Annotated in this window: 26 protein-coding genes; 19 read left to right on the forward strand and 7 right to left on the reverse strand. The window is 64.2% G+C overall.

All coding sequences use genetic code 11. The annotated features are described in order from the left end of the window. Nucleotides 1–95: 95 nt before the first annotated feature. Together FOF45_RS13710 and FOF45_RS13720 are read left to right on the forward strand one after the other, a co-directional pair. Entirely contained in the window at nucleotides 96–1,628 is a 1,533-nt protein-coding gene (locus FOF45_RS13710) for a glycosyl hydrolase family 28-related protein (protein ID WP_158985776.1), read from the forward strand. Nucleotides 1,629–2,245: 617 nt separating this feature from the next. Continuing rightward, on the forward strand, nucleotides 2,246–2,482 hold the full coding sequence (locus FOF45_RS13720; protein WP_158985780.1) for a hypothetical protein: 237 nt from the start codon (nucleotides 2,246–2,248) through the stop codon (nucleotides 2,480–2,482). A 23-nt stretch (nucleotides 2,483–2,505) separates the two neighbouring features. Here the strand turns inward: FOF45_RS13720 and FOF45_RS13725 are convergent, their stop codons facing one another. After that, nucleotides 2,506–3,462 carry an SOS response-associated peptidase family protein gene (locus FOF45_RS13725; RefSeq protein WP_158985782.1) on the reverse strand — a complete coding sequence of 319 codons (957 nt, stop codon included), beginning with the start codon at nucleotides 3,460–3,462 and terminating at the stop codon, nucleotides 2,506–2,508. 142 nt (nucleotides 3,463–3,604) lie between these two features. Here FOF45_RS13725 and FOF45_RS13730 point away from each other — a divergent pair, with 142 nt between their 5' ends. The 8 genes from FOF45_RS13730 to FOF45_RS13770 all read left to right on the forward strand — a co-directional run bounded on the left by FOF45_RS13730 (nucleotide 3,605) and on the right by FOF45_RS13770 (nucleotide 10,100). Beyond that, nucleotides 3,605–4,009: a response regulator gene (locus tag FOF45_RS13730; RefSeq protein ID WP_158985784.1), complete on the forward strand. Its 405-nt coding sequence runs from the start codon at nucleotides 3,605–3,607 to the stop codon at nucleotides 4,007–4,009. Between the two features lie 835 nt (nucleotides 4,010–4,844). Continuing rightward, nucleotides 4,845–5,852: an SDR family oxidoreductase gene (locus FOF45_RS13735; protein WP_158985786.1), complete on the forward strand. Its 1,008-nt coding sequence runs from the start codon at nucleotides 4,845–4,847 to the stop codon at nucleotides 5,850–5,852. A gap of 131 nt (nucleotides 5,853–5,983) precedes the next feature. Then, a complete protein-coding gene (locus FOF45_RS13740) occupies nucleotides 5,984–6,436 on the forward strand; it encodes a PA2169 family four-helix-bundle protein (protein WP_158985788.1) in 453 nt (150 codons plus the stop codon). Between the two features lie 42 nt (nucleotides 6,437–6,478). Further along, nucleotides 6,479–6,751: a hypothetical protein gene (locus FOF45_RS13745; protein WP_158985791.1), complete on the forward strand. Its 273-nt coding sequence runs from the start codon at nucleotides 6,479–6,481 to the stop codon at nucleotides 6,749–6,751. Next, nucleotides 6,751–7,953 (forward strand): NAD(P)/FAD-dependent oxidoreductase, encoded by a 1,203-nt coding sequence (locus FOF45_RS13750; RefSeq protein ID WP_158985793.1) that lies wholly within the window; start codon nucleotides 6,751–6,753, stop codon nucleotides 7,951–7,953. Before FOF45_RS13745 ends, FOF45_RS13750 begins: the two co-directional genes overlap by 1 nt. 58 nt (nucleotides 7,954–8,011) lie before the next feature. Then, the gene (locus tag FOF45_RS13755; RefSeq protein ID WP_158985795.1) at nucleotides 8,012–8,434 is read left to right on the forward strand and encodes a helix-turn-helix domain-containing protein; all 423 of its coding nucleotides are present in this window, start codon (nucleotides 8,012–8,014) and stop codon (nucleotides 8,432–8,434) included. 531 nt (nucleotides 8,435–8,965) lie between these two features. Next, nucleotides 8,966–9,574 (forward strand): type II toxin-antitoxin system MqsA family antitoxin, encoded by a 609-nt coding sequence (locus FOF45_RS13765; protein WP_158985799.1) that lies wholly within the window; start codon nucleotides 8,966–8,968, stop codon nucleotides 9,572–9,574. Further along, nucleotides 9,567–10,100, forward strand: coding sequence for a protein-export chaperone SecB (locus tag FOF45_RS13770; RefSeq protein WP_158985801.1), 534 nt, complete (start codon nucleotides 9,567–9,569; stop codon nucleotides 10,098–10,100). The genes FOF45_RS13765 and FOF45_RS13770 overlap by 8 nt, the downstream gene beginning before the upstream one ends. 114 nt (nucleotides 10,101–10,214) lie before the next feature. On the opposite strand, the gene FOF45_RS13775 is transcribed toward FOF45_RS13770, so the two are convergent. The 3 genes from FOF45_RS13775 to FOF45_RS13785 form a co-directional block, all read right to left on the reverse strand. Further along, on the reverse strand, nucleotides 10,215–10,550 hold the full coding sequence (locus FOF45_RS13775; protein ID WP_158985803.1) for a hypothetical protein: 336 nt from the start codon (nucleotides 10,548–10,550) through the stop codon (nucleotides 10,215–10,217). Between the two features lie 195 nt (nucleotides 10,551–10,745). Continuing rightward, nucleotides 10,746–11,105: a hypothetical protein gene (locus tag FOF45_RS13780; protein ID WP_158985805.1), complete on the reverse strand. Its 360-nt coding sequence runs from the start codon at nucleotides 11,103–11,105 to the stop codon at nucleotides 10,746–10,748. Between the two features lie 98 nt (nucleotides 11,106–11,203). After that, complete coding sequence (locus FOF45_RS13785) at nucleotides 11,204–11,599, reverse strand: hypothetical protein (RefSeq protein ID WP_158985807.1); 396 nt, start codon at nucleotides 11,597–11,599, stop codon at nucleotides 11,204–11,206. A 474-nt stretch (nucleotides 11,600–12,073) separates the two neighbouring features. On the opposite strand from FOF45_RS13785, the gene rimP reads away from it, so the two are divergent. The 9 genes from rimP (at nucleotide 12,074) to FOF45_RS13830 (ending at nucleotide 22,425) form a co-directional block, all read left to right on the forward strand. Continuing rightward, nucleotides 12,074–12,649, forward strand: coding sequence for a ribosome maturation factor RimP (gene rimP / locus FOF45_RS13790; RefSeq protein WP_158985809.1), 576 nt, complete (start codon nucleotides 12,074–12,076; stop codon nucleotides 12,647–12,649). A gap of 60 nt (nucleotides 12,650–12,709) precedes the next feature. After that, entirely contained in the window at nucleotides 12,710–14,197 is a 1,488-nt protein-coding gene (gene nusA / locus FOF45_RS13795) for a transcription termination factor NusA (protein ID WP_158985811.1), read from the forward strand. 89 nt (nucleotides 14,198–14,286) lie between these two features. Continuing rightward, a complete protein-coding gene (infB, locus tag FOF45_RS13800) occupies nucleotides 14,287–16,902 on the forward strand; it encodes a translation initiation factor IF-2 (protein ID WP_158985813.1) in 2,616 nt (871 codons plus the stop codon). 5 nt (nucleotides 16,903–16,907) lie between these two features. Further along, nucleotides 16,908–17,282 (forward strand): 30S ribosome-binding factor RbfA, encoded by a 375-nt coding sequence (gene rbfA / locus FOF45_RS13805; protein WP_199244490.1) that lies wholly within the window; start codon nucleotides 16,908–16,910, stop codon nucleotides 17,280–17,282. Between the two features lie 158 nt (nucleotides 17,283–17,440). Then, a complete protein-coding gene (gene truB, locus FOF45_RS13810; RefSeq protein ID WP_158987523.1) occupies nucleotides 17,441–18,400 on the forward strand; it encodes a tRNA pseudouridine(55) synthase TruB in 960 nt (319 codons plus the stop codon). A gap of 172 nt (nucleotides 18,401–18,572) precedes the next feature. Continuing rightward, on the forward strand, nucleotides 18,573–18,833 hold the full coding sequence (gene rpsO / locus FOF45_RS13815; RefSeq protein WP_158985815.1) for a 30S ribosomal protein S15: 261 nt from the start codon (nucleotides 18,573–18,575) through the stop codon (nucleotides 18,831–18,833). A 183-nt stretch (nucleotides 18,834–19,016) separates the two neighbouring features. Beyond that, nucleotides 19,017–21,125 (forward strand): polyribonucleotide nucleotidyltransferase, encoded by a 2,109-nt coding sequence (gene pnp / locus FOF45_RS13820; protein WP_158985817.1) that lies wholly within the window; start codon nucleotides 19,017–19,019, stop codon nucleotides 21,123–21,125. Nucleotides 21,126–21,343: 218 nt separating this feature from the next. Next, nucleotides 21,344–21,988 (forward strand): DUF5671 domain-containing protein, encoded by a 645-nt coding sequence (locus FOF45_RS13825; protein WP_158985819.1) that lies wholly within the window; start codon nucleotides 21,344–21,346, stop codon nucleotides 21,986–21,988. Further along, entirely contained in the window at nucleotides 21,985–22,425 is a 441-nt protein-coding gene (locus FOF45_RS13830) for a hypothetical protein (protein ID WP_158985821.1), read from the forward strand. The genes FOF45_RS13825 and FOF45_RS13830 overlap by 4 nt, the downstream gene beginning before the upstream one ends. Before the next feature lie 3 nt (nucleotides 22,426–22,428). On the opposite strand, the gene FOF45_RS13835 is transcribed toward FOF45_RS13830, so the two are convergent. The 3 genes from FOF45_RS13835 to FOF45_RS13845 form a co-directional block, all read right to left on the reverse strand. Next, nucleotides 22,429–22,836: a hypothetical protein gene (locus FOF45_RS13835; protein ID WP_158985823.1), complete on the reverse strand. Its 408-nt coding sequence runs from the start codon at nucleotides 22,834–22,836 to the stop codon at nucleotides 22,429–22,431. A 67-nt stretch (nucleotides 22,837–22,903) separates the two neighbouring features. Next, nucleotides 22,904–24,172, reverse strand: a complete 1,269-nt coding sequence (locus FOF45_RS13840) for a sensor histidine kinase (protein ID WP_158985825.1) — start codon at nucleotides 24,170–24,172, stop codon at nucleotides 22,904–22,906. Continuing rightward, nucleotides 24,169–24,873, reverse strand: coding sequence for a response regulator transcription factor (locus tag FOF45_RS13845; RefSeq protein ID WP_158985827.1), 705 nt, complete (start codon nucleotides 24,871–24,873; stop codon nucleotides 24,169–24,171). Before FOF45_RS13845 ends, FOF45_RS13840 begins: the two co-directional genes overlap by 4 nt. Nucleotides 24,874–25,087 lie beyond the last annotated feature (214 nt).

The following is a 25,087-nucleotide window of genomic DNA, read 5'->3' on the forward strand; positions in this document are numbered from 1 at the left end:
GTCTCTGACTTCTTGGACATGTCGCCTTCCATCAAGGCGAAACCTACCACAAGCCCCCGACCCCGGGGGCTTTGACATTTCAGGAGCCGCCAAGGATGGCGACCGCACTACTCAGCCCCACCGCGAAGCAGCAGTTCCTTCTGGACGACGGTACGCCGGCAGCCGGGGCGAAGCTCTTCACCTACGCGGCGAATTCGACCACGCCGCAGGCCACGTACATGAATCGGGCGGGGACGGTGGCAAACACCAACCCGATCATTCTGGACGCGCGTGGTGAGGCGATCATGTACCTCACCCCAGGGGTGGTCTACGACTACCACCTCTACACCGCTGATGACGTCCTGATCTACACCCGCGAGGACATCATCGCGGACGCAGGCGACGCGGATGCGATTGCCTTCCTGCAGGACGGTTCGGGCGCGGTTGTCCGCAGCATCCAGTCCCGCCTGCTCGATACGGTCAGCGTCAAGGACTTCGGCGCGGAAGGCGACGGGGTTACGGACGACACGCTGGCGATCACCAACGCGCTGGACTTCTGCAACACCGGCAACGCTCGAACGCTGTTCTTCCCGCCCGGTACGTACTGCATCTCCACGAACATCCTGATCCAGCGGCCCCTTTCGCTGAAGGGCTCGGGTGCGGGCTACCCGGGCTACGTGGGCACGCTTGCCCAGACGGTCGGCACCACGATCAAGTGGACCGGCGCGTCCTATGCCGGCGCGATGTTCAACTTCAACAACATTGACTACGGCTCCGTCGGTATCGAGGACATCACTATCGATGCGGACAGCCTCGCCGACTACACCCTGCTGATCGATAACGTCGTCGGCTGGTACTCCAAGAACCTCATCTGCCGCAACTACCGCTTCGTCGGCCTGACCTTGCGCGCTACGGGCGCTGCTGGCCCGTACGGCGGCAAGACGATGAGCTTCTCAACATTCATCAATACAACGTTGCAGTCAGGCGTGACCACGGCGAAGGCCGGTCTTTGGCTGACGGGGAACACGGGGCAGGGCAACGCCTGCCACGTCGCCTTCTATAGCACCAACATTCAACACGGCGGCGCGTCGCACGGCATCTACTTGGGTGGCTGCGACAACATCTCCATGCACATGACCATGATCAACGGCGCGCCGGGGACGACGGGTTATGGCGTGTACGTCGATCCCACGGAGATGACGAGCTTCCCGATTGGCAACTCGTTCTACCACCTGCAGTCGATGCGCGGCTGGTATCAGCCGGCCAGTACGGGAGTTGAGCCGGCGCACATCTACCACTACTCCACGGACAACGGCCAGCCGCTACCGATCACGAACGGGACCAACCTGTTCTACATCACCGACCGCATGCAGATGTGCGGCGTCCGGTCGATTAGCCGCGGCAGCGTGCCGGGGCAGGGTAGCAACCTCATCCATGACTTCACGATTCCGAGCGGGACGGCGAACTACACCGTTACCCTCCCGAACACCGAACTGGACGCGAATTACATGATCTTGCTGTCGGCAAAGGGATCGGGCGTTCTGCCTCCGCACAACATCAGTAATAAGACGACGACCAGCTACCGAGTCGACATGACTCCAGCAGCCGCCACGGATGTGCCGTGCGACGCGCTGATGATCCGCTACTGAGCGGCTAATGAACCCAGACGGCCGGCCATGCGAATTGCTGCGGCTCTCCTGCGCTCTGCTGCCGCGCACTATTGGTCCGGTATCACTTTGCGTCCACGTGCCGGTGGGCAGACTTTTTTCGCCTCGCGGCGTCATGACCCACATGTAGCCCGGGGACTCCGATCCAAGGACGGGAGATGCCCGAGGCGGCGGGAGATCCGCCTCGGGCCTTTTTGTGGTGTAGCAATGGCCGCGGGCTGTCGCACCCAGTGAGACGGCCGGGCATAGGATGGCCTCATGCTCCCCGCCGGCTTCCACTTCCAGCGTTACATCGACGGTCCCGGCCTCTACCTGGGCGACCGCGCCGTCGCAGCGGCATGCCTGGCCAACTACGATCCTGACTCCCCTTGGCGGCTTTGCCTGAATCCGACTGGGTTACCGCGCTACGTCTTCACCCGGACGGAAGCTGGCGCGACTCGGTATATGGAGGCATGGGCGGTGAAGTGGGAGGCCGCGATCCGTGAGGCAGTAGAGCGCGGGCGGAACGGCCGTGAGCCGTCGGCCGTCACCGGTGGTGGCGAGCATGTCGATACCACCCATCCCCGCCGCGGATCGCGCCGCAAGATGAGGCTCCCGCCATGACCACGAAGCTCGCCTGGCCCCAAATCGAACCCCAGCTCCGGCAGCTACGCCTGTCCGCTGACGACCTGAAGGATCGCTTCCCCGAGGAGGGCGACTTCATGCCGCGGTTTGCGGACCTGGCCGACGAGATCCTCGAAGCGGCGAACGACGCCTGCATCGAGGACGCCAGCGTGCGAATCACCGACATGCTCATTGAGCTAGGCTATGTGCCCGACGAACATCGGCAGCACTGATCCATTCCTCATGCGCAGGCATGCTAGGCGGCCAAGCGGTGCTCGTAGTACGGGTGCCGCTTGTCCTCCAAGATCATGTCCATCGCGGCTAGATTCGTCGGGTCGGGATTGAGCCAGGCATCGACGTGCTCCGGCTTGATGTTGATGATCGTCCGATCGTGCCCCGTCATAGCCACCTCTGGCTCGGGAACATCTGTAATGGCAGCGCACGACAGCAGTTCCTCAACGCCATCGGCCCAGCGGAACCAGAGGACGGGGATGTAAAGAGGCTCTCCCGTCTGTGGGGTGAATTCCAGCTCGATGCTCCGGGGTCGCTCGCCCTCGTTCAAAGCTCGATGCTCGTAGTCGTGCTGAGCGACGCTCTCGTAGAAGTGCGTTGCGACCATGATTCCGTGATGGTGGCCGTAGAGCTTCCGCCAGACCGTCTTCAGGTTGTCTCGCCTGGCGTTGTATGTGCCCGGCTTTGCCTTTTCGTCTGCAAGCGTCCAGCCAGGTAACCGGCACTGGTAACGCATCGGTTTGATGACCTTGCGGCCGTCCTCCTGCACCATCACCAGCGTGTAATCGCCAGGCCAGATCCGGTCGTCATCCTCGGCGGCTTCCACCCGAAGCAGTTTCGCGCCCTTGGCCGACTCAGCGGCGATCCGGTTCTGTGCGATGCGGATGACCTCCTGTGACTTTTTGGTAACCCGCTTCTGGAGGGCGGACTCGGCCTCGACGATCTTGGCCTGCTGCAGGGCGACGCGCTCCTCGATGCGAGCCAGCTCCGCATCGCGAGCCTCGTCGATCATCCGCTTCACTTGGGACTCGAACTCGTCGCGAGGCTCGGCGAAGGCTTGCTCAATCGCTTTGGGAATCTTCGGGCTGCTGCCCTCCCGGCGCTCCCAGAAGATACGCGTGAAGTCGCCTACGCTAAGGATGGCGCCAAATTGGCGGGTGAACTTCTTGTAGTCGGCCCATATCTGGGCGGAATAGCACATGGTTACATCCCGCAGGGGGTAGCCGGACTATACCGCCGTCTCGGCGCCCTTCACCGCAGTTTGACGGCACCATTTCTACGGTCGCGCCCAGAGGAGGCGGTCAAGCTTGCAGGAGCGTTAAACAGACAGCAGAGGTGCCACCATGCGATCGCTCTTGTTTGTGGAAGACAACGAGTTGTTGGCCGAGACGGCCGTGATGGCGTTGACCGACGTGGGCTTAGAAGTTCGGGCCGTCAGAGATGCAGAGAGCGCATGGGCGCTGCTTGAACAGCGACCATTCGATGCCGTGGTAGTCGATGTCCATCTTGCAGATGGCATTAGCGGGATCGAGCTGACCCGCAGAATATTGAAACACCACCCCGAGCTATCCGTAGTGCTGACGACCGCGTACGAAACCTCGGAGGTGGCCCTCCCTGACGGCGTCGTAGTGCTTCGGAAGCCCTATCTATTTCGGGAGCTCGTGCTCGCCGCTACTGGCGAGCAGGTGCCTGACCTGTCGGGCGCGATTACGGCGAGCGACCGTTCCGATGGCCATCGCGCTGTGTAACGCCGAGTTGCCCACAGCGGTAGAGCATTGGCCGGAGGCGTTAATGCTTGCTGGCGGTTTCACATTGCGCTAGCGAAGGTCAGCGTACACGTGCAGGGCCCCTAACCTTGGGGCGTTAGTGGAACAGTAATGACGAGCAGGGAACTAGACGGGCGTGCGTACCGCCTTTTGATCGGTGCGATAGGCGAGGGTGCACATGAGCTGTATGGGGCAAATTGGCGGCGTGCGGAAGCTGCGACCCTGGAACTTTGGAAGGCCTATTCGCATGCTACGGGGCTCACTTGGGCAGACGTACGAGGGGATATTCATGAGGCATGGGAGAAGGCGCGCTTCTCACTAGTAAGTCACTAAGCGCCAAGAGCCATGTCCAGCGCTTTGGGGCGATCAGTGAGCGGCAGATGAACCCAAGGAGCGCTTGGGGCGCGTTTTCACAGTCCCATCTGCGCGACTCAGGCCGACTGGGCGCATGAACTTGGAACGCGACTATCGCAAGAAGGAGCGCAAAGCGAGCGCTCGCATTTGGCAGGGTGCCGTGGTCGCGCTAGCGGCACTTCTACTCAATGGACTCTTCGCAACGATAAGTAGAGGGACTGGGGACGTTCTGAGGACCATCGTAGACATCCTCGGATGGGTCGTTCCGTTCGGATTGTTCGCGATCGCGTTCGCGCTAGTCATCAGCGGCGCGTGGATGATCTGGCGACTCCGCGCCGCCTTCCCCTCGGCGCGCGGGTAAGCCCGCAACGCGCCGCGGGCTTCTGCGCACGGGCCAGGCTGCCATCACGCAGGGCCCACGCGATCTCCTAGCAACATGCATTCTCCCTTGTGGAGACTGCCAATGAAATCGACCAAGAGCTCCAAACCGAACGCCTCGCTGCGTGGCCAAGCTGCAAAAACGGCTGCCCGGCAACGCAAGCTGCAGGACGTGATTGATAGTAAGGACGCGCGTACCAAGCCTACGAAGGGCGAGAAGGGTGCCGTCCAGGCGGGCGTGAAGATGCAGCCCGTCAAAATGCCCACGCAGCATTTGGACAAGCCCGGTAGCGAAGCCGACCTACGGTTGTCGCCGGCATTCGAGGCGTGGGATTACGCGGGCAGCGGAAAGCTAGCGGGATTTGCCGCCATCGTCACGGGTGCTGATTCGGGTATAGGCCGAGCCGTAGCTGTGTTGTTTGCCCGCGAAGGTGCCGACGTCGCCGTGCTGTATCTGAATGAACACGAAGATGCCGAAGAGACGGCGCGCTGGATCCAGCAAGAAGGCCGTCGTGCCATCCTAATTTCCGGCGACGTCCGCGACTCCAAATTTTGCAAGCGCGCTGCCGACAAGGTAGCCAAGACGTTCGGAAAGATCGATGTGCTGGTCAACAACGCGGGGTTCCAACTGCACGCAGACCGTCTCGAGGATTTGAGCGATGAGCATCTGCAGGAGACCCTTCAGACCAACGTGGTCGGTTACATTCAAATGGCGCGGGCGTGCTTACCGCATATGCAACGCGGCGCCTCAATCGTCAATTGTGGCTCGGTCACGGGCCTGTTCGGTAGCCCAAAGCTTATCGACTACTCAGCCACCAAGGGCGCGGTGCACGCATTCACAAAAGCGTTGGCAGCCAACCTCCTTGAGCGCGGGATTCGAGTGAACGCAGTTGCGCCTGGACCTGTCTGGACGCCGTTCAATCCTGCCGATAAGCCGGCCAAGGAGGTGGCAGAGTTTGGGAAGGATAGCGCTATGGGCCGCCCCGCACAGCCCGAGGAACTATCGCCGGCGTTCGTCTTTCTCGCCTCTCCGGTCATGTCGTCTTATATCAACGGCATTGTTTTGCCCGTCATGGGCGGACCAAAGGGCTGAGTACACCCGGCACTGCAACTGGACCAACATTCATGCATGGTGTCAGTAGGGTGTGAACACATTGCCGTTCACAACGTCGTCGCTGTGCGCATGTTGATACTCGGGTCTCGTATCCCTTAGGAAGTGCCAGCATGTCAAAGAACGACCACGAAATCCGGCTCATCAATGGATTGATCGAAACGACGATCGATAGCGTCAATGGCTATCGGGAAGCCGCCGAAGACGCTGAGAACCCTGACTTCCGGACACACTTCTCGCGAAGGGCAAGTGAGCGTCAAGCGGCAGCGGCAGCAATGCAGGCCTACGTCGTATCGTTGGGTGGCAAGGCTGAAGACGAGGGCACCGTGCTAGCATCCGCACATCGAGTATTCGTCAACCTGCGCGCGTCGATGTCGAAGGGCGACGAAGCGATCGTCATGGAGGTTGAGCGCGGAGAGGACCACATCAAGCACAAGTTCGAAGATGCACTCAAGGATGCCGAACTCTCGCCCCCCGCCCGCGATGTGGTAACGAAGGCTTATGCCTCGGTGCGCGAAGGTCACGACGAGATGAGCCGACTCAAGCATAGACTCGAAGGCAAGTAGGGCGCGTCGCGAGACATTAGGCCACGGGTTGCGGGGCGCTGCATGGGTCCGGATGTCATCGGCTGGCTATCATCGGCGGTACTCTTGGCGACACTGATCCGCCAAATCGTCGTAACGGCACGCGACCCAGACGCGCGTGCCGTTTCGCGCTGGCTATTCTTGGGTCAATGTGTTGCCTCGGCGGGTTTCGTGGCATACAGCCTGCTGGTCGGTAACGGTGTTTTCATCGCTACGAACGCCGCCATCCTTCTCACGGCAATCGTGGGCCAAGTCATGGTGTCGCGCCGCAAGCGCGACCACGCGGAAGACCGCTAATGGACTTGAAGAGCGGATATCCGTTCTGGGCGATCAAGAATGGGCTAATGCATCCGTTCGGCCCCCTAAAGTGCGACTTGCGCTGCGAGGTTGCGGTCATCGGAGGCGGGATCACCGGGGCCATCGTCGCTGATGCGCTCGCCACGGCCGGCTATGAGGTCGCGGTGTTCGAGCAGCGGGACATTGGATGGGGCAGCAGCGCGGCCAGTACCGCGCTGCTGCAGTACGAGATCGACACGCACCTAACCGAGTTGTCTCGTACGCACGGCGAGGCGAACGCGGTCTCCGCCTATCGTGCGTGCGAAGCGGCCATCGAGGACCTGGGCGACCTTGCGCGCGACGTGCGCGATGTCGACTACGGTCGTAGCGACAGTCTGTACTTCGCCAGCCGACGATGGCACGTCGCGCGACTGCGCCGGGAGTATGAGGCGCGACGGCACGCGGGACTGGATACGCACTGGTTGGAGGGCGACGCTATCGCATCGACCTACGGATTCCATGCTCCGGCGGGTCTGCTCACGCACGCTGCCGCCCGGTTGGACCCGTACCGCTTGGCGAATCGGCTCTTGCAGCGTCTGAGCAAGCGCGGCGCCAGCGTTCACGTCCTCACCCGGCTAATGCCAAGCCGCATCACGCCCCGCCAAGTGAGGCTCACGAGTGAAGACGGCTTGACCGTGACTGCAAGTCACGTCGTAGTCGCCACTGGTTACGAAGCACAACGCTGGATCGATCAAGACCTCGCCCGAAACCGCAGCAGTTACGCCTGCATCTCCGAACCGCTAGAACTCGGGGCGTTGTCGAAGACGATGCTATGGGAGACAGCGCGGCCGTACGTATATGTTCGATCGACAGGCGACTCGCGCCTGCTGGTGGGCGGCGAGGACGATGCAATTGACATACCCAAGCGGCGCGACGCTCGAGTAGAGAAGAAGGCGGGTCTGCTTGTAAAGCGCATTGGCAGCCTGTTTCCCCAACTCGCCCTGCGGCCGGCCTTCAGCTGGGCCGGCACGTTCGCGGAAACGCCGGACGGTCTGCCGTATTTCGGACCGCACGAACAATGGGGGCCGCGGGTGCTCTTCGCGATGGCTTATGGAGGCAACGGCATTGTGTACAGCATGATCGGGGCCGAACTACTGAAAGCGCACCTCGAACGGCGACAGCATCCACTCAAGCGTCTCTTCGGCTTTGAACGGATCCGCTGACTGCTCCAAGGTCAGGACTGGATGGTAGGGTGGGTGTCCCACTATATGGTGAAGAAGCATGCCCAACCTCGGAACTGTGCTCAAAACAGAGATCTCCCGGCTAGCGCGCAAGGAAGTGCGTGGGGAAGTCGAAGCTTTAAAGAAAGCCAGCAGCACCTACCGCCGTGAGATCGCTGAGCTGAAGCGCCAGGTTGCAAACCTTGAGCGGGCCGTCAAGCAGACCGCAAAGGCGCTCCCGGCGCAACCAGTGAAGCAAGCGGATCATGGGCGGATTCGATTCAGTGCAAATGGCCTGAAGTCGCATCGAGCGAGGCTGGGGCTGTCCGCAGCCGACTTCGGCGCTCTTGTCGGAGTAAGCGCCCTGTCCATTTACAACTGGGAGCGTGGCAAAGCAGCGCCCAGGCAGGCGCAGCTCCAGAAGTTGGCGAATGTGCGAGGGCTCGGGAAGAAGGAAGCGAGAGCTCGCCTCGAAAGGTCATAGCACAGAGGGCGGCGGGCAAGGGGGCGTGGAGTCGCTCGACGGCATTCCCCCTAGCAGGCGCGTCGCTGTGGGCTGAGTGCGCAATGGCTGGGCACCGCCGATTTGCGAGGGTGGGCGGCGAGTAGTGGTCGCAGGGCTTGATGAGACCGTCATTGCAGTGTGAAATACCCGGACTGCTAACCACGGTGGTTGATTTCACTTGGTACCGGGCCCACTATATCCGCTAAGCCAGATCAATGACCTCGCAAAGGTGTGCAAGGTCGTGTTCTCGGAGAACGCGGAAGATGACTACCAAGCACTGGGGTTCAGCCTTGCGCAGGCTTGTGATTGCATCGCGCACATCTGCGGTAGCGAGTACAGAGCGAGCCTTCGTTATGACCGCAACGGTGTCATCTTTTCTTGGGACGACTACGTCACCACATATCGAGGCCCGAATGGGCTGACCACGCTATACGTCAAGCTCCGTATACCGAGCCCATCGGTCGTCGGTCACGTTTATTGCACTTCATTCCATCCGCCCAAGGTCGCTCCATGAGTGCCATTTGCCCAGCCTGTGAAACCGGAACTTTGTCGCCGGTGGTCCGCGATAAAAAATTGTCCTATGAAGGGGCTACGTTGCTGGTGCCTGGCGTCGAAGCTTCTGTCTGCTCTGTGTGCGAAGAACGCGTCGTTCTGCCAGAGCAAGCCAGACGCAATGATCGGCGCTACGCCGACGCCAGACGGGCGCATGACGGCCTTTTGACCTCTGAAGAGATTGAAGGCTGGCGAACCCGTTTTGGGCTGACGCAACAGCAGGCCGCACAGCTTCTGGGCGGCGGTGCTAATGCGTTCTCCAAGTACGAACGCGGAGAAGTGACGCAGTCCCGCTCGATGGATTTGTTGATTCGCGCTAGCTCAGAGATCGAAGAGGTTCGAGTGTTTCTGGGGCAACGCGCGAGCTTGGCTTTCGGCCCACCCCAGGTGTGGGAGACAGTAAAAGAGGTTGACGTCGCGCCTGCTAGATCAACTCCGAAGAAGCGCGAATCAGCTGAAGTGGTGCTACTTAAGGTCAAGAAGGCACTCAGTAGCGCGCAGGCCACAAACGATGGCAAGTGGCATGTGGATGATGGCGAAGCGGAGCTAAGGCTGAAGTATGGCTAAGAAGACGAAGGTCTTTGATCCTACCGAGTACTTTGCGCTACATGACATAGCGCTCTGGACTACTTCATTGCAGCGCGAGGCCGAATTTCAGCCAGAGCTACATGAGGGAAAGACCACTATCCAAACCATGAGGTCCGTAAAGGCCGAAGGGTTCACCGGCACGTTGGAGACAGGCGAGGAGCTGAACTTCATTCAAGCGCTCGTCACGTTCGGGATTCGCTCGGTGTTCGGACAGGAGGAAGGCGACTCAGAAGTACTGCACTCTCTGGAGGCTACTTTCGCAGTCGATTACCAAATCATTGCCTTGCCTGATGAGAAGGACTTTCAACGCTTCCTATCGATCAACTGCCCCCATCAAGCGTGGCCGTTTTGGCGGCAGCACGTCTATGACACATTTAAGAGGGCTTCGCTGCCCGTGCCTTTGGTGCCCCTTCTTAGCTCGGGCCAGGTAGGAAAGCGCCCAAGGAAGGTGTCACGAATCGTGCGATATCCTGAACCAGTAGGCCCAACCGCGCCGGCCAAATAGCCGAGCACATCGCAATCGGCGAGGGGCGCGGCTTCATTCGAGATGCGCGCCGGCGAAGCAGTCAGAAGCTGCGAGCGCTCATTCACTGGTCTCACTGCCGGCTAGTCGTGCAGTTCAACGTTGGTTGCCTTTTGCCAGAGCGAGCGCCGCACGAAACACCTCGCACTGCCTCATATTTCCGTAGCCAGTGAGGTGGCGCATCAGGCCTGTGGGGAGGGCAAAGCCTTCTTCGTAGAACGAGGACGAGCCATCGCCACAAAGAGGGCAATAGGCCCGCGGTGCGCCAAAGGGCTGGCCTTGGTAAGTGGCCTGAATGACGTTCTGGCATTGCTCGATGAGCTTCTCGGCAGTTTCCGACGCCCAGTCCCAGAGGGGCTGATCGCTTGGGCGGCCGTAGTGGCTCATTAGAAGTTTCTTCGCCTCGGGTGGCATCAGGTTGATGATCGCCATCCGAACCGTCCACAGGTCGTCGCGGAGCCTCCCCAACTCCGCCTGCATTTCCGCGTACGGCGTAGGCCCCCTGCGCGCACCCATGTCCTAGCTCCTCTCGCGGCAGAATCAGCGAAAGGTCTCCTCTTGGAAGGAGCGGCAACAGTGCCGGCCCGCTACCAAATATGGAATGGGCTGGTCGAGCAGAGGTTTGGATCAATCTCTGAGAGCTTGCTCCGGCCTTTCAGGCTCGGCAGGAGGGGGCGTCTGTGCCTCCAACAAGCTTATTTCCGGCACCTTTGGCAAGCTTGGTAGGTCTGGAAGGTCGGGAATCCCCGCAGCTTCCATGAGTGCCTTCTTGGTGCAATAGCGCGCGTACTCCTGCAGATCCCCAGCGAGGTCGCTCGGTCCTATCGCGGCTATGTACCACTTTCGGATGATCGTTTCGTTCTTCTTGACGTCAAAGCCTACGGACAGGTGGGCAATCCCCATTTCATAGAAGACGCGCTCGGCGCATGCTCCGCCTGAAATGAGCATGAGCAAGGCCGACATCATTGCTTGCGCCACGAGCTTCATTGATGGGCTCCCGATTCTCCTTGGGCCCAACGGCGAGCTGAATCTTCTCCGGCCAGCAGAAGTGCCGGCGCTACCAATTTCGAAGGGGGCCAAGCACGCTACGTTGCCGGCGCTTCCCCGATGATCTCAGCCAAGCTGTCGATCGACAGGCGAAGGTTGTTGTTGCTGGTATCGAAGGCGCACATGGCGCAGGCTTCAACGAACTCCTCGCTTACCATGAGACCGTCGCCCTCCGGGCGCACATGGGCGGAGAGACGCGGATCGGCTGCGGCCTCCTCAAGTGCCTGGCCGAAGTGCATTACCCGGCACATGAGTGAGTGCTGCTGGTCTTCGGGGAGGTGCCGGGTCTCCCTGACGATCGCCATCATTCCCCGGTTGATGGGGATATTGGTAAGCGCGAATCCCGACCCCATCTCTGGGTCTGGGCGCGGGATATGGCTCCCAGGCATCTGGCCCGACCCCGCGGCTTCGAACAGCCGAATACCGAATTTCATTAGGTCGGGTGGTACCGGCTGGATGAATCGGCTGACGTCCATGCTTCCTGCTTCGGCTGGGGTGGATGCTTCCAAACGGTAGGCCTGAATGGGTCTATCGGGGGGTTTGCGCCCGTCAGGGTCCATCCGCTATCATGCGCGGCTTGTGGTACCCAGCGGGATTAGGACCGGTTCGCTCAGATAGAGCACGGAGCCTGCCCCCGCTACCAGCTTCGGCCGGGACCTGAGGGTCCTGTGGAAAGCCTGAAAAACAGGCTTTCCCAAGGCCAAAGGCCGGGCTTGGTGGTTGCGCTCTGCTCGCGCGACCACACCGACATCCAGCTGTACGGACAAGGGGCCCGCAAGGGCCCTTTGTCGTTTTCGTGCCTGTCGGGCACGTGCTTCCGAAGTGCGTGTTCCGCAAGGCCTTGCATCATCGTGTGGCGCGGCGGCATCGCCGTCGTCGAGCCATCCATCATCGAGGAAGTCAGACGCGTGACGGATAAAGCAGTCGAGATCGCGAAGCTCCTCGCCCCGACCATCGAGTCGCTGGGCGTGGAACTGCTGGGCGCCGAGTACCTCGCGGCGCCGGGCAGCGCGGTGCTGCGCCTGTACATCGACGTGCCGGCCGAGCAGGCCGTCGGCGAGGATGGCCAGCCGCGTTCGGTCACCATCGAGGACTGCGAAGCGGTGAGCCGTGAAGTGTCCGCGCAGCTCGACGTCGAGGATCCGATCAGCGGGCAGTACACGCTGGAGGTCTCCTCGCCGGGCCTGGATCGTCCGCTGTTCACGCTGGCGCACTACCAGCGCTTCGCGGGCGAGAACGCGAAGGTCGGCCTCAAGCTTCCGCAGGACGGCCGTCGCCGCCTGCAGGCGCAGATCGCGCGCGTGGAAGGCGAGAACGTGGTCTTCGTCCTCGACGGTAACGAGTTCGTCGTAGCGTTCGGCAACATCGACAAGGCGCGACTGGTCCCCGACTGGGCCGCGCTGGGTTTCGCCCCGGTCAAGCCGGGCAAAGACAAGCCGGCGAAGGGCGCGCCCAAGGGCGCCGCTTCGAAGGCGAAGAAATAACCAACCAATTCACCATCCAATGCCGGCGGCCCATGTCGCCGACCGTGCGGAGTTAGAAAGATGAGCAAGGAACTGTTGCTGGTCGTGGATGCGGTAGCCAACGAAAAGGGCGTGCCGCGCGAGGTCATCTTCGAGGCCATCGAGGCTGCGCTCGCGTCCGCCGCGAAGAAGCGCTACCACGACGAGGACGTGCTGGTGCGCGTCACCATCGACCAGAAGGACGGCAGCTACGAAACCTTCCGCCGCATGGAAGTCGTGGCCGACGACGTGGTCATGGAATCGCCGGACCGCCAGGTGCGCCTGATGGACGCGATCGACGAGGTCGAGGGCGTCGAGGTCGGCGACTACATCGAGGAGTCGATCGAGAACCCCGAGTTCGGCCGCATCGCCGCGCAGGCCGCCAAGCAGGTGATCGTGCAGCGCGTGCGCGAGGCCGAGCGCCAGCAGGTCGTTGACGCGTGGAAGGATCGCGTGGGCGAGCTGGTCACCGGTGTGGTCAAGCGCGTTGAGCGCGGCAACATCTACGTCGACCTCGGCGGTAATGCCGAAGCCATCATCCCGAAGGACAAGGGCATCCCGCGCGACGTGCTGCGCACCGGCGACCGCGTGCGCGGTTACCTGTTCGACGTGCGCAGCGAGCCGCGCGGCCCGCAGCTGTTCATCAGCCGCGCGGCGCCGGAATTCATGATGGAGCTGTTCAAGCTCGAAGTACCGGAAGTCGGCCAGGGCCTGGTGTCGATCAAGGCCTGCGCCCGCGATCCGGGCGATCGCGCCAAGATCGCCGTGCTCGCGCACGACAACCGCACCGATCCGATCGGCGCGTGCATCGGCATGCGCGGTTCGCGCGTGCAGGCCGTGAGCAACGAGCTCAACGGCGAGCGTGTCGACATCGTCCTGTGGTCGGACAACCCCGCCCAGTTCGTCATCAACGCGATGGCGCCGGCGGAAGTGCAGTCGATCATCGTCGATGAAGAGAAGCATTCGATGGACCTGGCCGTGGCCGAGGATCGCCTTGCCCAGGCGATCGGCAAGGGCGGCCAGAACGTGCGTCTGGCCAGCCGCCTGTCGGGCTGGCAGCTCAACGTGATGACCCAGGACCAGGTCACGGCGAAGTCGGAGGCGGAGCAGACTGCCGCACGCCAGCTGTTCCAGGACAAGCTGGAAGTCGACGAGGAAATCGCCGGCATTCTGGTGTCCGAGGGCTTCAGCACGGTCGAGGAAATCGCATACGTGCCGGTCGGCGAGCTGCTCGCGGTGGAAGGCTTCGACGAGGACATCGTCGAGGAGCTGCGTTCGCGTGCCCGCGACGCGCTGCTCAACGAGGCGCTGGCCGCGGAAGAGGTGCTCGAGGAGCACCAGCCTGCCGCCGACCTGCTCGAACTCGATGGCATGGACGAAGCCACCGCCTACGCGCTTGCCGCGCGCGGCGTGGTGACCCGCGACGACCTCGCGGACATGGCCACCGACGAACTCACCGATGTCGAAGGCATCGACGAGGGCCGTGCCGCCGCGCTGATCATGGAAGCGCGCAAGCACTGGTTCGAATGAATACCGCGTCGGTCTGCCCTGGAACACGGGGTTAGAATGACGTCAACACGCGCGGGATACGTCCCGCGTCACGAGGACACGGAATCCGAATGTCGCAGCAAACCACCATCCGCAAGCTGGCCGAACTGGTGAACACGCCGGTCGAGAAGTTGCTGGAGCAGCTGGCCGAGGCCGGCATGACCTTCAGCGGCCCCGACCAGGTCGTCACCAGCATCGAGAAAGTCAAGCTGCTCGGCTTCCTCAAGCGTGCGCACGGCAAGGCCGACAAGGCCGAGACGGGCGACGACGCCGCGAAGAAGATCACCCTCAACCGCAGCCGCAAGCAGGAAATCACCGTCGGCGGCGGCAAGAACAAGACCACGGTCGACGTGGTCGTTCGCAAGAAGGTGACCCTGGTCAAGCCGACCGAATCGCAGTCCGGCAACCCGGACGACGAGCGTGCCGACATCCTGCGCAAGCTGGAGGAATCCAAGCAGCGCAACCTCGCCGAACAGCAGCGCCTGGCCGCCGACGACAAGCGTCGCGCCGACGAGGCCGATGCGGTCCGTCGCGAAGCGGAGGATGCCGCGCGCCAAAAGGTCGAAGCGGAAGAGCGCGCCAAACTCGCCGACGCCAGCAAGCTGGCTGGCGACAGCGAAGAGCCCGTGCGCAAGGTCGCCACCCCCGGTCATGGCCACGGCCACGGCCATCCGAAGCCCGCGCCCGCACCGGCGCGTGCCGCCGAAGCCGCGCGTGGCGCACCGGCGCACAAGACCCGCGGCTCGCACGCGATGGTGTCGACGGTCGAGGACGACGATCGCACCAACCGCTTTGCCGGCCAGATGCACCTGAGCGCTTCCGAGCGCGCGCGCCGCACCAGCAGCTCGCGTGGCAAGGCCAAGCCGACGCGCCGTCAGGCCGAACAGTCGCGCTCCGGCAGCGGCTTTACCCGTCCCACCGCGCCGATCGTGCGCGAGGTCGCCATCGGCGAAACCATCACCGTCGCCGACCTGGCGCAGAAGATGGCGCTGAAGGGCGGCGACGTGGTGAAGGCGCTGTTCAAGATGGGTGTGATGGCGACCATCAACCAGTCCATCGACCACGACACCGCCGCGCTGGTGACCGAAGAACTCGGCCACGTCGTGGTCAAAGCCGATGCCGAGACCGCGGAAGACGCGCTGCTGGCCCACGTCGAGGAGACGCAGGGCGAGAAGACGTCGCGTCCGCCAGTGGTCACCATCATGGGCCACGTCGACCACGGCAAGACCTCGCTGCTCGACTACATCCGCCGCACCAAGGTGGCCTCCGGCGAAGCCGGCGGCATCACCCAGCACATCGGCGCGTACCACGTCGAAACCGACAAGGGCGTCATCAGCTTCCTCGACACCCCGGGCCACGCGGCATTCACCTCGATGCGCGCCCGCGGCGCCAAGCTGACCGACATCGTGGTGATCGTGGTGGCCGCCGACGATGGCGTCATGCCGCAGACGAAGGAAGCCATCCAGCACGCGAAGGCTGCTGGTGTGCCGCTGATCGTGGCGATCAACAAGATCGACAAGTCCGATGCCGACCCGCTGCGCGTGAAGAACGAGCTGCTCGGCGAGGAAGTCGTGGCCGAAGAGTTCGGTGGCGAGACCCAGATGGTCGAGCTGTCGGCCAAGACCGGCCAGGGCGTCGACGATCTGCTCGATGCGATCTCGCTGCAGGCCGAAGTGCTTGAGCTCAAGGCCACGCCGACCGGCCGCGCCAACGGCACGGTGATCGAATCCGCGCTCGACAAGGGTCGCGGTCCGGTTGCCACCGTGCTCGTGCAGCAGGGCGAGCTCAAGAAGGGCGACTACCTCGTGTGCGGCGTGCAGTACGGCCGCGTGCGTGCGCTGTTCGACGAAACCGGCAAGCAGGTCGACGCCGCCGGTCCGTCGATCCCGGTGCAGGTGCTCGGCCTGTCCGGCGTGCCGGACGCGGGCGACGACTTCGTGGTCGTCGACGACGAGCGCCTGGCCAAGGACGTCGCGCAGCAGCGCGACGCCAAGCGCCGCGAATCGCGCCTGGTCGCCGCTGCGGGCAACCGCATGGAAGACATCATGGCGCAGATGGGCAAGGGCGAGGGCCAGCTGAGCCTCAACCTCGTCGTCAAGGCGGACGTGCAGGGTTCGGTCGAAGCGCTGCGCCAGTCGCTGACGGCGCTGTCCAACGACCAGATCCGCATCAACGTGATCAGCTCCGGCGTGGGCGGCATCACCGAGTCCGACGCCAACGCCGCGCTCACCGCGAAGGCGACGATCATCGGCTTCAATGTCCGCGCCGACGCGTCGGCGCGCAAGGTGATCGAAGGCAACGGCCTGGACCTGCGTTACTTCTCGATCATCTATGACGTGATCGACCAGGTGAAGCAGGTGGCCTCGGGCATCCTCGGCGTCGAGATCCGCGAAGAGATCATCGGCACCGCCGAAGTGCGCGACGTGTTCCGCAGCTCCAAGTTCGGCGCGGTCGCCGGCTGCATGGTGGTCGAGGGCGTGGTCAAGCGCCACAAGCCGATCCGCGTGCTGCGCGACAACGCCGTCATCTTCGAGGGCGAGCTGGAATCGCTGCGTCGCTTCAAGGAGAACGTCGAAGAGGTGCGCAACGGCACCGAGTGCGGTATCGGCGTGAAGGCGTACAACGACGTCAAGCCGGGCGACCAGATCGAGTGCTTCGAGCGCATCGAAGTCCAGCGCACGCTGTAATCGACATGCCAGGCAAATCGTTCCATCGCACCGACCGCGTTTCCGCCCAGCTCCGCAGGGAGCTGGGCACGCTGGTGCACGAGGCCGTGCGCGAGCATGGCCTGCCTTCCGTCAGCGTGTCCGACGTCGAAGTCACGCGCGATCTCGCGCACGCCAAGGTCTTCGTCACGGCGTTGCAGCAGGAGCGTTCCAAGGAAGCCGTGAAGGCGCTGAAGGAACTGGCTCCGCAGATCCGCTTCCAGCTTGGGCGCGCCGTGAAGATGCGCCACGTGCCCGAACTGCATTTCCACTACGACGATTCCGTCGACCGTGGCGAGCGCATCGACAACCTGCTGCGCGACGCGCCGCCGGCCCCGGGCGACGACGCCTCCGAAGACTGAGCCTCCCGCGACGCGGGCAGGCCTTCCCACCCAACGCCATCCCGATGCGACCGGACCCGCGTCCGGTCGTGATGCACCGCCGCTTTGCCGACGCCCCGGTTCGGGCGCAAGATCGGCGGTCACGGCGCGCGCCGGAGGCTGGCATCCGCGGACGATCCATGACGAAAGCCAAGACCCGCTTCCGCTCCCTCGATGGCCTCCTGCTGCTCGACAAGCCGCAGGGCCTCAGTTCCAACCAGGCCCTGCAGCAGGCGCGCCATCTGTTTCGCGCGGAGAAAGGCGGGCACACCGGCAGCCTGGATCCGCTCGCCACCGGCCTGCTGCCGCTGTGCTTCGGCGAGGCGACCAAGATCGCCGGACTGCTGCTTGGTTCGGCCAAGGCCTACGAGACCACCGCCGTGCTCGGCCTGACCACCGACAGCGACGACGCCGACGGCGCGCCGCTGCGGGAGCGTCCGGTTCCGGCGCTGGACGAAGCGACGATCGAAGCCGCGCTCGCGCCACTGCGTGGTGCGATTCGCCAGCGCGCACCGATCTACTCCGCGCTCAAGCAGGGCGGTGAGCCGCTGTATGCGAAAGCTCGTCGGGGCGAGGCCATCGAAGCGCCCGAGCGCGACGTCGTGGTGCACCGGCTGGACCTGATCGACCGTGACGGCCCGCGCCTGCGGCTGCACGTCGAATGCGGTTCGGGCACCTACGTGCGCAGTCTGGTGCGCGACCTCGGCGAGGCGCTGGGCTGCGGCGCGCACGTGGCGACCTTGCGCCGGCTTTGGGTCGAGCCGTTCAGGCAGCCCAGGATGTTCACCCTGGACCAACTGCGCGAGCTCGTGGCCGGGCAGGGCGAGGCAGCGCTCGAAGCCTGCCTGTTGCCGATCGAGGCCGGCCTGTCGGCGTTTCCCCGCGTCGCGCTGGACGCGGACGCCGCACGCCGGCTGGGGCAGGGACAAACCGTGGACTGTGCGGAAGGCGACGAGGGCGTGGTCGCGGTGTTCTCGATGCAGGGGCTGTGCCTGGGCATGGCCCAGCGCGACGGCTCGCGGTTGTCACCGCAGCGGCTGTTCCGGTGGGCCGCGAATCCGGCGATGCCGGCTGAACAGGTCGTCACGCCATCGGCGTGAACAGCGGAAATGTCGCGAGCGGGTCGCATTCGACGGACCGGGCTGCTACAATTTCGCCGCTTTTCAAGCACCTAAGTAATTCCCTTTCGGCAATCGGCGGGCCAGGCGGTGCGTCGGCGCGGAACGTCCGCGACCGATTCGCTTCTGCAGGCTACGCATCAAGAGGCAATACATGTCCATCGACACCAGCAAGATCATTGAAGACAACAAGCGCGGCGCCAACGACACCGGTTCGCCGGAAGTCCAGGTCGCCCTGCTGACCGCCCGCATCGAACAGCTGACCGGTCACTTCAAGCTCCACAAGCAGGACCACCACAGCCGTCGTGGCCTGCTGCAGATGGTCAACCGTCGTCGCAGCCTCCTCGACTACCTGAAGCGCAAGGACCATGAGCGCTACAAGGCCCTGATCGAGAAACTCGGCCTGCGTCGTTAAAGCAGTACCAACCGCGGCGCAGCGATGCGCCGCGGTTCGTTTTTGAGCTTCGCTCGCTTTTCGCACGATCTTCCGGACGTCGCCCCGTGCACGTCCGCGACCATTGAATCCAGGCCGCCAGGCGGCCGACCGGAGCGGGGCAAGGGCCTCGACCGGAACGCATCGAAACGATAGGAACCCACCGTGGCAAAAATCACCAAGACCTTCCAGTACGGCAACCACCAGGTGACGCTGGAAACCGGCGAAATCGCCCGCCAGGCCAGCGGCGCCGTCGTCGTCAAGATGGACGGGACCGTCGTGCTGGTCACCGCCGTCGCCGCCAAGAGCGCGCGCGAAGGACAGGATTTCTTCCCGCTCACGGTTGATTACCAGGAGAAGTTCTACGCCGGCGGCCGCATCCCCGGTGGCTTCTTCAAGCGCGAAGGCCGCGCGACCGAGAAGGAAACGCTGATCTCGCGCCTGATCGACCGCCCGATCCGTCCGCTGTTCCCCGAGGAATACAAGAACGAAGTCCAGATCATCGCGACGGTGATGTCGCTGAATCCGGAAGTCGATGGCGACATCCCGGCGCTGATCGGCGCGTCCGCCGCCCTCGCGCTGGCCGGCACGCCGTTCCAGGGTCCGATCGGCGCCGCCAAGGTCGGCTACAAGAACGGCCAGTACCTGCTCAACCCGACCGCCACCGAGCTGGTCGACTCCGACCTGGAGCTGGTCGTCGCCGGCACCTCCAACGCCGTGCTGATGGTCGAGTCCGAAGCGAAGATGCTGTCGGAAGACGTGATGCTCGGCGCCGTGACGTTCGGTCATCGCGAGATGCAGAAGGTCATCAACGCGATCAACGAGCTGACCGTCGAAGCCGGCACCAAGCCGTCGACGTGGGCCGCTCCGGAAAAGAACGGCGCAATGATCGCGGCGCTCAAGGAAGCCATCGGCGGCAAGCTCGCCGAAGCCTTCCAGATCCGCGACAAGCTGCAGCGCCGCGACGCCATCGCCGCGATCAAGAAGGACACCATGCAGGCCCTGGCCGGCCGCGCCGAAGCCGATGGCTGGAACGGCGCCGACATGGCCAAGGAGTTCGGTGAGCTCGAGTACCGCACCATGCGCGACTCGGTGCTCGACACCAAGATCCGCATCGATGGTCGCGACCTGACCACCGTCCGCCCGATCGCTTCGCAGGTTGGCGTGCTGCCGCGTACCCACGGCTCGGCGCTGTTCACCCGCGGCGAGACGCAGGCGATCGTGGTCGTGACCCTGGGCACCGCCCGCGACGGCCAGATCATCGATGCGGTCTCCGGCGAGTACAAGGAAAACTTCCTGTTCCATTACAACTTCCCGCCCTACTCGGTGGGTGAGTGCGGCCGCTTCGGTGCGCCGAAGCGTCGCGAGATCGGCCACGGCCGCCTCGCCAAGCGCGGCGTGCTGGCGACGATGCCGTCGCTGGAAGCCTTCCCGTACACCATCCGCGTCGTCTCGGAAATCACCGAGTCGAACGGCTCCTCGTCGATGGCGTCGGTCTGCGGTTCCTCGCTCGCGCTGATGGACGCCGGCGTGCCGGTGAAGTCGCCGGTCGCGGGCATCGCGATGGGCCTGGTGCTGGAAGGCGACCGCTACGTCGTCCTGTCCGACATCCTGGGTGACGAAGACCACCTGGGCGACATGGACTTCAAGGTGGCCGGTACGAAGGAAGGCATCAGCGCCCTGCAGATGGACATCAAGATCCAGGGCATCACCGAAGAGATCATGAAGACGGCCCTCGCCCAGGCGAAGGAAGGCCGCCTGCACATCCTCGGCGAGATGGCCAAGGCCATCACCTCGCCGCGCGGTGAGCTGAGCGAGTTCGCGCCGCGCCTGCTGACGATGAAGATCCATCCGGACAAGATCCGCGAAGTGATCGGCAAGGGCGGTTCGACCATCCAGGCCATCACCAAGGAAACCGGTACGCAGATCGACATCCAGGACGACGGCACCATCGTCATCGCCTCGGTCAACGCCGCCGCTGCCCAGGCCGCGAAGGCGCGCATCGAGCAGATCACGTCGGACGTCGAGCCGGGCCGCATCTACGAAGGCAAGGTCGCCAAGATCATGGACTTCGGCGCGTTCGTCACGATCCTGCCGGGCAAGGACGGCCTGGTGCACGTCTCGCAGATCTCCAGCGAGCGCGTGGAAAAGGTGTCGGACAAGCTGAAGGAAGGCGATGTCGTGAAGGTCAAGGTGCTGGAAGTCGACAAGCAGGGCCGCATCCGCCTGTCGATCAAGGCCGTCGAGGAAGGCGAGGGCGTCGCCGCGGAGTAAACCGCGCACGCCAGCGACCAACGTCGCGAGACACGGAAAAGCGGGCTTCGGCCCGCTTTTTCTTTGCGCGATCGTCGGGTAATTCCAGGTTCTATCGGAAGCGGTATCGCGATCCGGCCCGTCGCGGCCGTCAGGTGCGGGGGTGGCGGCATCGCGGAGGCCCGGCACGCCCGCCAGGGCCCTGCTACGCTTCGTCCGTCCACAGGGGAGGATGGTGCATGGCATCGGGTTCGCAGGAGCTGGAGCGCTTCGTCTACGAGGCGCTGGTACGCGGGGAAACCCGGGAGTCGATCGCGCAGGCGCTGAAGGCCGCGGGTTGGCGCGATGAGCAGACCCGGGGCGTGATGGACGCCTATGCCGACACGCCGTTCCCGATTCCGGTGCCGCGGCCGCGCGCCTCCGTGTCGGCGCGCGAAGCGTTCCTGTACCTCGTGCTGTTCACCTCGCTGTACTTCGCCACGTATCACCTCGGCAGCCTGCTGTTCGATCTCATCAACCGCGCCTGGCCCGATCCGTCCGAACAGGAGCTCATGGGCGGCGCGCTCAGGGAATCGATGCGCTGGTCCACCGCGGCCATCCTCATCGCGTTCCCGGTGTTCGCCTACGTTTCGTATTACGTGTCGAAGGAAGTCGCCCGCCATCCGATCAAGCGCCTCTCGCCGGTGCGACGCTGGCTCACGTACCTCACGCTGTTCGTCGCGACGACGGTGCTGATCTGCGACATGACCACGCTGGTGGCGAGCGTGCTGGGCGGCGAGCTGACCACGCGCTTCGTGCTGAAGGTTCTGGTGGTCGCGGCCATCGCCGGCAGCGTGTTCGGTTACTACCTCTGGGACCTGCGCCACGAGGAGACCGACGCATGAGTCATCCGGCCGTGGGACGCTGGCTGCTGATCGTGGCCGGCATGGTCGTCATTGGGACCGTGGTGATGGCGGTCATCAGCATCGGCTCGCCGCATTCGCAGCAGCTGGCGCGGCAGGACGAACGCCGTGTCCGTGACCTGGACGTGCTGGAGGACGAGATCCGCGAGTGGGCGAAGGATCGGAGCACGCTTCCGACAGATCTGGCGTCGCTGGCGGGACGTCCCGGTGTGCGACTGTCCGTGGCCGATCCGGTCACCAACCTGCCGTATGCCTACGAGGTGCTCAGCCCCCGCACGTTCCGCCTGTGCGCCACCTTCGAAACCGACACGGCGGAAATTCGGTCCGGACGCTGGGATCGCCCGGCCTGGCGCCACCCGCGCGGCAAGTACTGCTTCGACCGCGTGCTGGAGCGCGAGGACGGAGCGCCGGAGAAGTAAGCCTCAGCCGCGCGCGGGTGCACGCCGCGCGCGGCGCACCAGCGCGGTCGCCGATGCGATCGCGAGTGCGCACAGCACGGCTACCACCGTGGCCAGGCTCAACGCGATCCAGGCATCGCCGCGCCCACCACTGAAGACCAGCGTGAGGTTGCCGGCCATCGCCACCGAGACCGGCAGCCAGACCACCGCGAGCGCCAGCGCGCCCAGCGCGGCGACGCGCACCATGCCGCGTCGTCCCGCCAGCAGCACCGCCGCGCCCGCGAGAGCGCACAGTCCGACCGCCGCCAGCGCATTGCCGAGCGGCAGTCCGCCGGGCAGGGTGTGTTCCAGCCACGGTGCGCCCGCCACCAGCGAGGCGACGGCGAACATACCTGCGGCGAGCAATGCCGCGATCTTCCATCCGTGAGCCATGCCTGCGGTTCCGTGTGCGGGTGGGGCGGAGCCTAGCAGGGCGAACGGAACCGACAAGGCGCATCGGTCATGCGAAGCGCAACGTGGTCGTCGTCCCCCGGCCCTGGTCCGAGGCGAAGTCCAGTCGCCAGCCCAGGTGTTCGCACAGGCGCGAGATCAGGTCCAGGCCGATACCGCCGCCGTCGCGTCCGCCGCCGCGCGCGATCTTCGCGTAGATCGCGCTGATCTCCTCCGGCGTCATGCCGTGGCCGGGGTCGTCGATGACCACCGTTGCCGGCGATTCCACCCGCACACTGATGCGCCCGCGGTCGCTGTGCTCGATCGCGTTGCGCAGCAGGTTGCCGATGGCGGCCTGCACGATCGGCAGCGGCGCGAGGATCTCACTCGGCGCCATCGCTCCGATCTCCAGGCGCAGGTCCTTGTCGCGAGTGAGATGGCGATGCGCGTCGACGATCTCGGGAATCAGCTGCTCCAGCGCGACGCGGTCGCTGCTGCGCGCCAGCCGCGCCGGGTCCTTCGCCAGCACCAGCAGCACCGAGATCAGGTCTTCGACCTCGCGCGCCGTGCGCTGGATGCGCGCGAGCTGGCCGCGCGCCTGCTGCGGCAGGTCTGGCTGCTGCAACGCGATCTCGCTCGCGCCGGCGATCACCGCGATCGGCGTGCGCAACTCGTGGCTCGCGCTGTCGATGAAGGCGCGTTCGCGTTCGACGAAACGATCGTTGCGCTGCAGGTAATCGTTGACCGCATCGGAGATGACGACCATCTCGGAGCTGGCATTGCCCGGCACTTCCACGCGCTGGCCCGGCTGGTCCGGACGCAGCGCTGCGATGTCGCGCGCCACGTCGCGCAGCGGCCGTACCAGCCGGTTCACGCTGAAACCGATGGCGATGCCCAACAGCACGATCATCGTGACCGCCGAGCCCATCACGGTCAGGCTCATGTCGAACTCGCGCTGCTCCAGGTCGGTGATGTCGAGCGCCAGGATCAGCGGGCGGCCGTCGACCTCACGCACCAGTGCCACCCGTTCGACGCCGTTGACGAGGATCTCGTCGTGCACGCCCGGCGGCAGTCCGCGCAGCGCCTCGGGCAACGTCGTCGGGTCGACGCCGTCGTAGAACGCGATGTTGGACGTGTCGACCCAGCGGAAGTTCGGATCCTGGCGACGCAGCTCGACCAGGTGGTCCATCTCCGAATCGAGCAGCGTCTGCCAGACCAGCTGTTCGGCGTGTTCGTTGACGATGAAGCCATGCGCGATCACCGCCAGCGTCAGCACCACGACGTAGCCGATCAGCCCGAGCACGATGCGCTGGCGAAGGCCGGAGCGTGACGCGCTCATGCGTCTTCTTCCATCGTCGTCTCGACCGGTGCGGACTCGACGATGCGATAACCGACGCGCGGCAGGGTCTGGATCAGCTTCACCGCGAACGGACCATCGACGCTGCGGCGCAGTTCGTAGATGTGGGAGCGCAGCATGTCGCCGTCGGGTGGATCGTCGCCCCATAACGCCTGTTCGAGGCGCTCGCGCGTGACCGCGGCGGGACTGGCCTGCATCAGCACTTCGAGCAGTTTTCGGCAGGCGGGATACAGATGCAGCAGGCGGCCGCCGCGCGTTGCCTCCAGCGTCGACAGGTCGTAGCGCAGATCGCCGACCTGCAGCACACGCGAGCGGCCGCGTCCGTGCGAACGCGCGACCAGTGCTTCCAGCCGCACTTCCAGTTCGGGCAGGTGGAAGGGCTTGGTCAGGTAATCGTCGGCGCCGGCGCGGAAACCGGCGATCTTGTCGGGCAGCTCGTCGCGCGCGGTCAACATCAGCACCGGCACGTCGCGGCCGGCCTGGCGCAACTGGCTCAGGACTTCGCGTCCGTCCATGCGCGGAAGCATCCAGTCGAGGACCACCGCGTCGTACTCCTGCGCGACCGCCAGGTGCAGACCGGTCTGCCCGTCCGGCGCGGCGTCGAGCACGTGGCCGCGCGCTTCGAAATACTCGAAGAGATTCGCGACGAGATTGCGGTTGTCTTCCACCACCAGCAGGCGCATGTCGCCGTCCTTTCGATGACGCGGCCAGGATCGGCCAGCCGTCCAGTATTCGCCGCGTTTCGTGGGAAGAACGTCGGAATCCGGTGAGCCTTGCGCGGATGATTCAGTGACCGCATCGCATCGCGACGCGAAGCTGAATCTCGCCCGCTTGCACGACGCGGAATGCCTTCGAATACGACCGCTCTCCGACACCACGGTTTCGATGATACGCGCC

Source organism: Lysobacter panacisoli (assembly GCF_009765165.1).
Classification (GTDB): domain Bacteria; phylum Pseudomonadota; class Gammaproteobacteria; order Xanthomonadales; family Xanthomonadaceae; genus Lysobacter_J; species Lysobacter_J panacisoli.